At 53.1% G+C, this 12400-nt stretch carries 10 protein-coding genes; 6 read left to right on the top strand and 4 right to left on the bottom strand.

Annotated elements, in window-relative coordinates:
* Nucleotides 1-269: 269 nt before the first annotated feature.
* The 3 genes from feoA to feoC are packed head-to-tail and all read left to right on the top strand — an operon-like array spanning nucleotide 270 to nucleotide 3094.
* A complete protein-coding gene (feoA, locus tag GF617_RS21870) occupies nucleotides 270-497 on the top strand; it encodes a ferrous iron transporter A (protein ID WP_181621156.1) in 228 nt (75 codons plus the stop codon).
* 30 nt (nucleotides 498-527) lie between these two features.
* On the top strand, nucleotides 528-2846 hold the full coding sequence (feoB, locus tag GF617_RS21865) for a Fe(2+) transporter permease subunit FeoB (protein ID WP_203452445.1): 2319 nt from the start codon (nucleotides 528-530) through the stop codon (nucleotides 2844-2846).
* Nucleotides 2847-2857: 11 nt separating this feature from the next.
* Complete coding sequence (gene feoC / locus GF617_RS21860; protein WP_181621159.1) at nucleotides 2858-3094, top strand: [Fe-S]-dependent transcriptional repressor FeoC; 237 nt, start codon at nucleotides 2858-2860, stop codon at nucleotides 3092-3094.
* A 38-nt stretch (nucleotides 3095-3132) separates the two neighbouring features.
* Here the strand turns inward: feoC and GF617_RS21855 are convergent, their stop codons facing one another.
* Both GF617_RS21855 and bioH read right to left on the bottom strand, forming a co-directional pair.
* Nucleotides 3133-3402, bottom strand: coding sequence for a YdgH/BhsA/McbA-like domain containing protein (locus tag GF617_RS21855; protein WP_181621161.1), 270 nt, complete (start codon nucleotides 3400-3402; stop codon nucleotides 3133-3135).
* 113 nt (nucleotides 3403-3515) lie between these two features.
* Nucleotides 3516-4289: a pimeloyl-ACP methyl ester esterase BioH gene (gene bioH, locus GF617_RS21850; RefSeq protein WP_203452444.1), complete on the bottom strand. Its 774-nt coding sequence runs from the start codon at nucleotides 4287-4289 to the stop codon at nucleotides 3516-3518.
* Between the two features lie 36 nt (nucleotides 4290-4325).
* On the opposite strand from bioH, the gene gntX reads away from it, so the two are divergent.
* The 3 genes from gntX (at nucleotide 4326) to gntT (ending at nucleotide 7338) form a co-directional block, all read left to right on the top strand.
* Nucleotides 4326-5009, top strand: coding sequence for a DNA utilization protein GntX (gene gntX, locus GF617_RS21845; protein ID WP_203452443.1), 684 nt, complete (start codon nucleotides 4326-4328; stop codon nucleotides 5007-5009).
* 61 nt (nucleotides 5010-5070) lie between these two features.
* On the top strand, nucleotides 5071-5646 hold the full coding sequence (gene nfuA / locus GF617_RS21840) for a Fe-S biogenesis protein NfuA (protein ID WP_181621166.1): 576 nt from the start codon (nucleotides 5071-5073) through the stop codon (nucleotides 5644-5646).
* Nucleotides 5647-6021: 375 nt separating this feature from the next.
* Nucleotides 6022-7338, top strand: coding sequence for a gluconate transporter (gntT, locus tag GF617_RS21835; RefSeq protein ID WP_181621167.1), 1317 nt, complete (start codon nucleotides 6022-6024; stop codon nucleotides 7336-7338).
* A 54-nt stretch (nucleotides 7339-7392) separates the two neighbouring features.
* On the opposite strand, the gene malQ is transcribed toward gntT, so the two are convergent.
* Both malQ and malP read right to left on the bottom strand, forming a co-directional pair.
* Nucleotides 7393-9480: a 4-alpha-glucanotransferase gene (gene malQ / locus GF617_RS21830; RefSeq protein WP_203452442.1), complete on the bottom strand. Its 2088-nt coding sequence runs from the start codon at nucleotides 9478-9480 to the stop codon at nucleotides 7393-7395.
* Nucleotides 9481-9489: 9 nt separating this feature from the next.
* Entirely contained in the window at nucleotides 9490-11883 is a 2394-nt protein-coding gene (gene malP / locus GF617_RS21825; protein ID WP_203452441.1) for a maltodextrin phosphorylase, read from the bottom strand.
* Between the last annotated feature and the right edge of the window lie 517 nt (nucleotides 11884-12400).

Here is a 12400-nt window from a genome sequence, read left to right as displayed (position 1 = left end):
AGGAAAATTAATTATCTCACCAATCCATAATTAATCTTAATATATGAAACCGATTGCATATCCATATTTAAACCGCAAATTATCACTCCATTAACAAATAAGTCTTCTCCAGCATTCCCTCCAGACCCGTAAATATTGAGCAAGGTCAAACAGGCCGTAAATTAATACCCGAAACAACATCCCGTCACATTTTATATATTGATGATAAAAACCATTCTCATTATCATTGTATTGTTGATTATTTCACCTTTCTTCGTTAAGTAGGCACTATGCAATTCACTCCAGACAGTGCATGGAAAATTACCGGTTTCACCCGCGAGATTAGCCCGGCTTATCGTCAGAAGCTGCTGTCACTGGGCATGCTACCTGGCTCATCGTTCCAGGTCGTGCGCGTTGCGCCGCTGGGTGACCCTATTCATATCGAAACCCGACGCGTCAACCTGGTACTGCGTAAGAAAGACCTCGCATTATTAGAAGTCGAAGCATTATCCCGATAACAGGCCAGCGGTTTCAGTGAGTCTAAAACAATGAAAAAATTAACTATTGGCTTAATTGGCAATCCTAACTCCGGCAAGACAACGCTATTTAACCAATTAACCGGCGCACGTCAGCGCGTAGGAAACTGGGCAGGCGTAACGGTTGAACGCAAAGAAGGTCAATTTGCGACAACCGACCATCAGGTCACTCTCGTTGATCTTCCCGGCACGTATTCATTAACGACCATTTCGTCGCAAACGTCTCTCGATGAGCAAATCGCGTGTCACTACATTCTGAGCGGTGATGCCGACGTCTTAATTAACGTTGTCGATGCCTCCAACCTTGAACGCAACCTCTATCTGACCTTGCAGCTACTGGAACTCGGTATTCCCTGCATCGTGGCGCTTAATATGCTCGACATCGCAGAAAAACAGAAACTGCGTATTGATGTTGATGCCCTGTCTGCGCGTCTGGGTTGCCCGGTTGTTCCCCTGGTTTCCACCCGTGGGCGCGGGATTGATGCGCTGAAGCTGGCTATCGATCGCCACACGAGCAACACCGACGTTGAGCTGGTGCACTATGCGCAACCGTTACTGCGCGAAGCGGAGCTGCTGGCAGATGAGATGGTAAAAAGCATGCCAGCCAAGCAACGGCTCTGGCTGGGTTTGCAGATGCTGGAAGGAGATATCTATAGCCGGGCTTATGCAGGTGATGCGGCCGATAAACTGGACGTTGCCCTGGCCCGCCTTAACGATGAACTTGATGACCCGGCTCTTCACATTGCGGATGCCCGCTATCAGGGCATTGCCGCTATCTGCGATGTCGTCAGCAACGCTCTCACGGCAGAACCGAGTAAATTTACCGCTGCCGTAGACAAGATCGTCATTAACCGCTTCCTCGGTCTACCCGTCTTTTTGTTGGTGATGTACCTGATGTTCCTGCTCGCCATTAACATCGGCGGGGCATTGCAGCCGCTGTTCGATGTCGGGTCAGTCGCTATATTTGTGCATGGTATTCAGTGGATAGGTCACACCCTGCACTTCCCGGACTGGCTGACCATCTTCCTGGCCCAGGGTGTTGGCGGCGGTATCAACACCGTTCTGCCGCTGGTTCCACAGATCGGCATGATGTATCTGTTCCTCTCCTTCCTTGAGGATTCCGGCTACATGGCGCGTGCTGCGTTTGTGATGGACAGACTAATGCAAGCGCTGGGTCTGCCCGGTAAATCCTTTGTCCCACTGATTGTCGGTTTCGGTTGCAACGTTCCTTCTGTCATGGGGGCGCGTACGCTGGACGCACCGCGTGAACGCCTGATGACAATTATGATGGCCCCGTTCATGTCCTGCGGTGCGCGTCTGGCGATCTTCGCCGTCTTTGCCGCGGCCTTCTTTGGCCAGCAAGGCGCACTGGCGGTGTTCTCACTGTATGTTCTGGGTATCGTGATGGCGATCCTGACGGGTCTGATGCTGAAACACACCATCATGCGTGGTGAAGCGTCACCTTTCGTTATGGAATTACCGGTCTACCATGTGCCACACCTTAAAAGCCTGGTGATTCAAACCTGGCAGCGCCTGAAAGGATTTGTCCTGCGTGCCGGTAAAGTGATTGTCGTCGTGAGTATTTTCCTGAGTGCCCTGAACAGCTTTACGCTGACCGGCCAGGCGGCCGACAATATTAACGACTCCGCACTCGCCTCCGTCAGCCGCGTGATCACCCCACTGTTCAAACCAATTGGTGTTCATGAGGATAACTGGCAGGCCACCGTTGGCCTGTTCACGGGAGCAATGGCAAAAGAAGTGGTTGTCGGCACACTGAACACGCTTTACACAGCAGAGAACATTCAGGAGCAGGAGTTCAACCCGGCAGAATTTAACCTCGGGGATGAACTGCTCGGCGCAGTAGATGAGACATGGAAGAGCCTGAAAGATACCTTCAGCCTGAGCGTACTGGCAAACCCTATCGAAGCCAGTAAAGGCGACGGCGAAATGGCAACCGGCGCAATGGGCGTGATGAGCCAGAAATTTGGTAGTGCCTCCGCGGCTTACAGCTACCTCATCTTCGTTCTGCTCTATATTCCGTGCATCTCTGTCATGGGGGCGATTGCACGTGAATCCAGCCGTGGATGGATGGGCTTCTCCATCCTGTGGGGGTTGAACATCGCCTACTCGCTGGCAACGCTCTTTTATCAGGCAACCAACTTTAACCAGCACCCGCGTTACAGCCTGGTCTGCATCCTGGCGGTGATCTTGTTCAACGTGATCCTCCTTGGCCTGCTGCGCCGGGCGCGCAGTCGCGTCGATGTCGACCTGCTGGCAAGCCGCAAAACAGCAGCCACCTGCTGTGAAAGCCCTGCGGGCGACTGTCACTAAGGAGTATGGCAATGGCATCGTTGATTCAGGTACGTGATTTACTGGCGCTGCAGGGACGAATGGAGGCTAAACAATTGAGCCTCAACCTGCACACACCGCGGCCAATGATCGATGCCATGCTGGAAAGACTGGAAGCTATGGGGAAAGCCGTTCGTATTCAGGAAGATGCGGATGGATGCCTGTCCGGCAGTTGCAAGAGTTGCCCGGAAGGGAAAGCCTGCCTGCGGGAATGGTGGGCCCTGCGCTAATAATGCCGGGTAGCATCACGCTTCCCGGCGTTATTTCATTACTTGTACACGTCCGCCGTTGCGCGCACGTTTTTCGTCTGCTTCTCAGCGCTGGTGATGACGTAGTATGTCCCGCCCAGCTCATCCGCTTTCTTCGACAGCTCTTTTTTCGCGTCCATAGGCGCGGTAGTGTCAGACGTAGAAATCTCACCAACTTTGGTCAGATTCATCTCTTTAAGTTTATCTTTTTCAAGCTCTTTCGCTGCAAACACACCAAATGACAGTGACCCAATAACCAGAGAAGTGACAATACCCGTGATAAGTTTCATAACCATGACTCCCATAGAGGATTGTTGTTTTGATTATCGTAGGCAGTACAACCGCAACGACATGTTGAGTATTGTTGCGGTGCGTCACTTTTTCCAGGTTGGTTGGAAATTAATCAGTTTAAACGTTGACTTAACGCAACCAGCGCTGAACAAAACTCCGCGGGATGCGAGATAAACGGCGCATGCGCAGCCTTATCGATCACCAGAGATTCACTTTGCGGCCATCGCGTATCCAGCAGTGGAACCACTTTGCGTGGCACAAGCCCGTCCAGATAGCCGTAAATACGCAGATGCGGTACTTCCAGTAACGCCAGAGGCTCGCGCAGATCTGCGGTTTTCAGTATCTCCAGGCCACCATTTAGCACCTCAACATCCGGCATCGGCAATGACAGCACCGTATTTTTCAACGTCCTGGCATCCTGACGCGCCGTTTCCGTTCCCATGGTTTGCAAAGCCAGGAAGCGCTCAACCGTCCGTCGGAAGTCTTCACTCAACTGCTGCTGAAATCCGGCCAGTACCTCCGGTTTGATACCCGGCCAGCCCTCTCGTGCGCTAAAGCAGGGTGAAGAGGCGACCGTAACCAGCGCCTGCACACGTTCAGGGTGAGACAGCGCTATGCTGCTTGCCACCAGCCCGCCCAGACTCCATCCAAGCCAGATCGCTTTTTGCGGCGCGGCATCCAGAACATGCTGAGCCATCTCATCAAGCGACATCTCGCCAAAGCTGTGACTACGGCCAAAGCCCGGCAGATCCACCAGGTGCAACGTAAACTGCGAGGCCAGTTCCTCACTAATGCAATGCCATACCTCAGCGTTCAGCCCCCATCCGTGCAGCAGCACAAGATGGCAATTTCCCGTTCCCGTGGTCTGCCACCAGAGTGTTTTCATCGGTTACTGTTCTCTTTTTTTACAGGGAGGTTGCACATGCTAACAGTGCCAGGCTTATGCTGGCTATGCCGAATGCCGCTCGCGTTGAGCCACTGGGGAATATGTTCCGTCTGCACGTATGCGCTCACCCCACGCATCACCGTCTGCCCGCAGTGCGGTCTGTCAGCCGTCAGCCAGATCGTCCCCTGCGGGCGATGCCTGCAAAAACCGCCGCCATGGAATGCGTTAGTGGCAGTCAACGACTATGTTCCGCCGCTGAGCCGCCTTATCCACGCCTTCAAATTCGCTCGCCAGACCACGCTGGCCTCCTCACTCGCACGCGTGCTACTGCTGGCCCTTCTAGCGGCGCGCCGTTCTCGCGCATTACCGCGTGTCGACCTCATCGTGAACGTCCCACTACACAGAAGACGCCACTGGCGACGGGGCTATAATCAAAGTGATTTGCTGTGCCGCCCTCTGGCGTACTGGCTCAACTGTCGCTACGTTCCCTCAGCAATCAAACGCGTGCGGGCGACAGCAATACAGCATCAGCTCAGTGCCTCGTTACGCAAAAGAAATCTTAAAAAGGCCTTTCACCTTGAATTACCGATCAAAGGGCTCCATATCGCCATTGTGGATGATGTCGTCACTACCGGCAGTACCGTTGCAGAATTATCCCGACTGCTTTTGCAAAGCGGCGCAGCATCGGTTCAGGTATGGTGTCTTTGTCGTACCTTGTAGCCCTTTTCCGATGGGCGTATTATTATACCCAGGTAATTTAGTCAACTATTAGGCCAAAGCTATGATCCGTATTTCCGATTCTGCACAAGCGCACTTTGCCAAACTGCTGGCAAATCAGGAAGAAGGGACGCAGATCCGCGTGTTTGTGATCAATCCAGGCACTCCGAATGCAGAATGCGGTGTCTCTTATTGTCCTCCGGACGCTGTGGAAGCAACTGACACTGCCCTTAAATTTGAACAGCTCACTGCCTATGTTGATGAGCTGAGCGCGCCGTATCTTGACGATGCGGAAATTGATTTCGTCACCGACCAGTTGGGTTCTCAGCTGACGCTGAAAGCGCCTAACGCAAAAATGCGTAAAGTGTCTGACGACGCCCCGCTGATGGAGCGTGTGGAATATCTGCTGCAATCGCAGATCAACCCACAACTGGCAGGACACGGTGGTCGTGTCACTCTGATGGAAATCACTGACGATGGTCTTGCTATCCTGCAATTCGGTGGCGGATGCAACGGTTGCTCCATGGTCGACGTGACGCTGAAAGAAGGGATCGAGAAACAACTGTTGAACGAATTCCCTGAACTGAAAGGCGTGCGTGACCTGACTGAACACCAGCGCGGTGAGCACTCTTACTACTAAGTTCCTGCCTGTGCCCCCGCTTACGGTAGCACCAGGAAGAGTGCAGTGTGATGCCCTCATACCGCCCCTCACCCACCGGAGAGGGCGAAAATATTAAAAACGGTAACCCAAAGGTTACCGTTTTGCGTTTACCTCCCCATATGTTGACCTGCGTCTCATAATTTAAATTTTGCCCGCAAGGGTGATTCTCAACCCGACCATGTTACCCGTATCATTCTCGTGGGCACTAAGCACACTCATAACAGCCGTCTAAACTCATATGTTTCGTGGGCAATCAGTATTAGTGCCGCAAATCCTCTGTTCCCAGTTGGGACAAATGGACGTTGTCGTTGAAACAATGACGTTACCCATAACAATTCAAAGGCCAGGTAAATCATGCCATTAGTCATCGTCGCTATCGGTGTAGTCTTATTACTGCTCTTGATGATCCGCTTCAAACTGAACGGGTTTATCGCTCTGGTTCTGGTGGCACTTGCAGTCGGTCTGATGCAAGGTATGCCGCTGGTGAAAGTTATCAGCTCTATCAAAGCCGGTGTCGGCGGCACGCTTGGCAGTCTGGCCTTGATCATGGGCTTCGGCGCAATGCTCGGCAAAATGCTGGCAGACTGCGGCGGCGCACAACGTATTGCCACCACCCTGATTGCCAAATTCGGTAAACAGCACATTCAGTGGGCCGTGGTATTAACCGGTTTTACCGTCGGTTTTGCCCTGTTCTATGAAGTGGGCTTCGTGCTGATGCTGCCACTGGTATTCACCATCGCCGCGGCGGCAAACATTCCTCTGCTGTATGTCGGTGTGCCGATGGCTGCTGCCCTGTCCGTAACCCACGGCTTCCTGCCGCCGCACCCAGGCCCAACCGCTATTGCGACCATTTTCCACGCCGATATGGGTAAAACCCTGCTGTTCGGTACAATTCTGGCCATCCCGACTGTTATCCTGGCAGGCCCGGTCTACGCCCGTTTCCTGAAAAGCATCGATAAGCCTATCCCGGAAGGTCTGTACAGCGCGAAAACCTTTACCGAGGAAGAGATGCCAGGTTTTGGCGTCAGCGTCTGGACCTCACTGGTTCCGGTCGTGCTGATGGCGATGCGTGCAATCGCTGAGATGGTGCTGCCAAAAGGTCACGCTTTCCTGTCTGTTGCGGAATTCCTCGGCGACCCTGTGATGGCAACGCTGATTGCCGTTCTGATTGCGATGTTTACCTTTGGCCTGAACCGTGGTCGTTCAATGGATCAGATCAACGACACGTTGACTTCATCCATCAAAATCATCGCGATGATGCTGCTGATTATCGGCGGTGGCGGTGCATTCAAGCAGGTCCTGGTCGACAGTGGCGTTGATAAATACATCGCCTCCATGATGCATGAAACCAATGTCTCACCAATCCTGATGGCCTGGTCTATTGCGGCGGTTCTGCGTATCGCATTAGGTTCTGCAACGGTTGCCGCTATTACCGCGGGCGGTATTGTTGCGCCGCTGATTGCGACTACAGGTGTAAGCCCTGAGCTGATGGTTATCGCAGTTGGCTCCGGTAGCGTGATTTTCTCTCACGTGAACGATCCGGGCTTCTGGCTGTTCAAGGAATACTTCAACCTGACCATCGGTGAAACCATCAAGTCCTGGTCAGCTCTGGAAACCATTATTTCGGTGTGTGGCCTGGTAGGGTGTCTGCTGCTGAATATGGCAATCTGATGTAAAAAAGCCGGGTGGCGCTAGCGCTTACCCGGCTTGTATTTCCCGTCGAAACTATCGTTTCTGGCTCAACGCTCTTCTGCGTTTATCCAAATCTTTAATCAGCTTGTTCACCTCATCATCGGCAAACATCTTCTCAAGCGTTATGGACAACTTGCGACGCCAGTTCTTGTACTGGTAGCTCGTTCCCGGAATGTTCACCGGTTCTGCCATATCAATCCAGTCTTCCGGCTGTAACCCCAACAAGGCACTATTGCTGTCAGCAATGTAACGCTGCAAACCACGGTTGAGGGTGCTCGTCATCGACATCAATGAAGCCTTATGTCCAGCCCGTTTCGGCAGACAGCCGTGTTTATGCAGGGCATCCAGCAGACCTTGCTTCGCCAGTTCACGATCCTGGTACAACCCGCGTAGCACCTCTTCATCCGGATAAAGACCAAGCGTTTTACCCAGCGTCAGATCACCACTTTCCCAATAACCTTTGAGCGTAGGAAGATCATGCGTCGTCGCGACAGCCATTGATTGTTCCGGGTACGCCTGCGGCGCACGGAAGGTTTTCTCATGGTCATTCTCAAAATAGAGCACTTTGTAGGAGTAAACGCCGCTATCTCGTAGCTTACTGACAATCTCTACCGGCACAGTTCCCAGATCTTCACCGATCACCATGCACTGATGGCGCTTACTCTCCAGCGCCAGGATCGAGAGCAAATCATCGACGGGATACTGAACATACGCCCCGTGATCGGCTGTTTCGCCATATGGGATCCACCACAGACGCAGCACCGACATGACATGGTCAATGCGCAGCGCTCCGCAGTTCTGCATGTTGGCACGCAGCAGGTCGATAAACGGTTCGTAAGCCCTTGCCACCATGACGTGCGGATCGATTGGCGGTAAGCCCCAGTTTTGCCCGAGTGGGCCAAGAATATCCGGCGGCGCCCCCACTGATGCTTTCAGGCAATAGAGATCGCGGTCGCACCAGGTTTCCGCTCCGCCTTCAGCCACACCAACAGCCAGATCGCGATACAGCCCAATCGGCATATTATAGCCCTGACTCACCTGCCAGCAGGCAGCGAACTGGCTGTAAGCCAGCCACTGCAACCACAGGTAGAAATCCACTTCATCCGTATGTTTTTCACAGAAGGCTTTCACTTCAGGAGTATCAACGGATTGATAAGCTTCCGGCCACACCGGCCAGCCCCAGCGCATTTCATCCTCTTTCACCTGATACGCATGCAGCGCGTCAAACGCCGCCTGCCAGTAGAGGCTCTCCCCCTCCTGCGTCACAAACTGACGGAAAGCGGACATCTGCTCGTCATCACGTTGCGCGAAACCTTTCCACGCCAGACGTAATGCCGCCATTTTTAGCGCGGTAACAGTGGCATAATCCACCCAGTCAGCGTTGCGCGCCTGTTTCAGCGCCTGCTGAGTCGTGCTCAGCGTCCACCAGTCCTGCGCCTCTTTACTGTTCCTGAAATCGTCGATCGCATTCACATCGATATAGATGACATTCAGCCAACGGCGGGACGAGGGGCTATATGGGCTGGCACTTTCCGGGTTAGCCGGGTAGAGAGCGTGGATCGGGTTGAGGCCAATAAACGCACCACCGCGCTCGCCAACATTGGCCAGCATCTTTTTCAGATCGCCAAAATCGCCGATACCCCAGTTACTGTCAGAACGCAGCGTATAGAGCTGCACGCATGCACCCCACAGCTTTTTACCTTCCAATAGCGCCTGTGGTTCATAGCAACGTTTTGGCGCAACAATCACCCGACAGTGAAAACGCATGTCATCCTGGGTGAGCGTTAGTGTGTGATAGCCCTCCGGCAGTTTCGCCGGAAGGGTAAGTGCTTTGCCACCGGTTGCGTGGCCCTTATGCTGATGGCCCTCTTCTGTGGTGAGAAGCCAGCTAAATTCGCCGCGCCCCTCCACCATCAGCGGCATTTTTTTGCCCGCGGTGAAGACTTTAACGTTCGGCACTGGCGTTCCCGACGCTTTCGCGTCGGGTTTGGCCCTGTGCATGGCATCCAGCAAACGTCTTTTGGTGTCAGCGCCAATAGACTGTGGTTTGCCGTGAGCATTGATGTAACTGAGGCTGATCCCCGCCGCCTGCGCGGCACTATCCAGACGTTTACTCTCCATCGCGCTTCCTTAGCGTTTTGCCTGCCAGATACGGGCCTGATAATCACGGATTGAACGGTCAGAGCTGAACATGCCACAGCGAGCGGTGTTCAGAATGCACGCACGGGTCCAGGCTTCCTGATCGCGATACAACACGTCGACCTGCTTTTGCGCTTCCACGTAGGCCGCAAAATCCGCCATCACCAGGTATGGGTCACCGCCGTGTTTATCCATGCTGTGCAGCATCTGGTCAAACGCGTGCTTATCGCCATCGCTGTATTTACCGCTTTCCAGCTCTTTCAGAACGGCATCAAGCACTTTGTCTTTCTTACGCCATTTCACCGGGTCGTAGCCTTTCGCTTTAATGGCTTTCACGTCTTCCACGGTATGGCCGAAGATAAAGATGTTCTCTTCACCTACCTTCTCGGCAATTTCGACGTTTGCACCATCCAGCGTGCCCACCGTCAACGCGCCATTGAGTGCCAGTTTCATGTTGCCTGTTCCGGAGGCCTCTTTACCCGCCGTGGAAATCTGCTCAGAGATATCCGCAGCCGGGATCAGCATTTCTGCGGCAGAAACACAATAATCCGGCAGGAACACCACTTTCAGTTTGTCGCCCACTTTCGGATCATTGTTGATAGCTTCAGCTACCTTGTTGATCGCCAGAATAATGTTTTTCGCCAGATAGTAGCCCGGTGCAGCTTTTGCGCCGAACAGGAACACACGCGGTACGCGATCCGCTTCCGGGTTCTCGCGGATCTCTTTGTACAGTGCCAGAATGTGCAGCAAGTTCAGGTGCTGACGTTTGTACTCATGCAAACGCTTGATCTGGATATCAAAAATCGCATGCGGGTTGATCTCAATCCCGGTGCGTACCTTCACGAACGCAGCCAGACGGACTTTGTTCTCCAGCTTGATCGCGCGGTAGGTTTCACGGAATTTCGCGTCATCAGCATATTTTTCCAGATTGATGAGCTGGTCCAGATCGTTAGCCCACTCTTTCTTCAGTGTTTTATCCAGCAGGCCTGCCAGCAGTGGGTTGCACTGTTTGATCCAACGACGTGGCGTAATGCCGTTGGTCACGTTGTGGAATTTGGTTGGCCATAAATGGTGATATTCCGGGAACAGATCTTTCACCACCAGATCGGAGTGCAGCGCCGCAACGCCGTTGACGGCAAAGCCACCCACCACGCACATGTTCGCCATGCGCACCTGTTTATCGTGAACCACAGCCAGTTTCGCCCAGACTGCTTTGTCACCCGGCCAGGTTTTATCCACCAGTTTCTTAAACTTGTCGTTAATCTTGTTGATGATCTGCATGTGGCGTGGCAGCAACGTTTTCACCAGCTTCTCATCCCAGCACTCCAGCGCTTCTGGCATCAAGGTGTGGTTGGTGTAAGCAAACGTGCGGCTGGTGATCGCCCAGGCGTCATCCCAGTTCAGCTGGTGCTCATCAATCAGCACGCGCAGCAATTCCGGGATCGCAATGGTTGGGTGAGTATCGTTAAGCTGAATCACTTCGAAATCGGGCAGTTGCGCCAGCTTACGGCCTGCCAGGTGATGGCGGCGAAGAATATCGGCAACAGAACAGGCACACTGGAAATACTGCTGCATCAGACGCAGTTTTTTACCCGCCAGATGGTTGTCGTTCGGGTAGAGAACCTTTGTCAGTTTCTCGGCATCGATACCCTGCTGCTCCGCGCGCAAGAAATCGCCATCGTTGAATTTGGTCAGGTTGAACGGATGGGCGTGCTTCGCCTGCCACAGACGCAGTGGCTGCGACACCCCATTACGGTAGCCCAGCACAGGCAGATCCCAGGCTTCGCCGGTGATCGTAAAAGCAGGTTCCCAGAGACCTTGTTTCGTGACTTTTCCGCCAATCCCCACCTGCACATCAAGCTGCGCATTGTGGCGGAACCACGGGTACGTATTGCGATGCCAGTCATCCGGCGCTTCCATCTGATGGCCATCGGCAAACGACTGACGGAACAGACCATATTGATAGTTAAGGCCATAGCCAATTGCGGACTGACCGACCGTTGCCATGGAGTCGAGGAAACAGGCCGCCAGGCGTCCCAGACCGCCGTTACCCAGCGCCGGGTCGGTCTCTTCTTCCAGTAAATCAGTAAGGTTAATGTCGTGCTCTTTCAGGACATCGCCCACATCCTGATACCAGCCCAGGTTCAACAAGTTATTGCCTGTCAGACGGCCAATCAGGAACTCCATTGAAATGTAGTTGACGTGACGCTGGCCTTTGACAGGCTTCGCCACTGGCTGTGCATCAAGTTGCTCTGCGAGCGCGCCACTGACTGCCTGCCACCACTGGTGAGGTGTCATATCCTGCGCAGCATGAAGACCGAAACGCTGCCACTGACGTGTCAGGGCAGCCTGAAATTGAGCTTTGTTAAAAGTAGGCTGTGACATAGGGAATCGGCATCCTGTAGAGAGAGAAAACATGTTGGCGCTAGTGTGCCTGGCTCACTGCGCCTCTTCCTCATCCTGTAGGGGATTAGACAGGGAGGAGTAGCGGGGATGAGCGTAAAAGTGTGATCAAAGCCACTCTCTGAGCATAGATCGAGTGTGCGCTGATGGAGAAAAGATAACCGGGAAGAGTGTCAAAAAAATGAAATGCAGTTTCGGGTAAAATTAATCCGCCCTGAAATGATTACTTACGTAGAATAATATTTCTGCAATTCAGGACTATCTCAGTACGGTATTAAGCTGGCTTAACTTTACCGGGGCTTTATTAACTTTTACGTCACTATACCGTTCTGAAACCCGTTTCAGGATAACCGCACCAAATGCATACAAGCCAGCATCCACGCGGTATGTAAGCCATTTAAAAAAGTTCCCACCGTTATCTAAATAAATATCCTCCGGCATAGCCGGAGGTTTTTCTGATGCGCCTGTAAGGCTCTCTTACCAGCCACGCCCTAACAGG

The sequence above is a fragment of the Lelliottia sp. RWM.1 genome (genome assembly GCF_016859735.1).
Classification (GTDB): Bacteria; Pseudomonadota; Gammaproteobacteria; order Enterobacterales; family Enterobacteriaceae; genus Enterobacter.
This window is presented reverse-complemented; position numbering and strand designations above follow the sequence as displayed.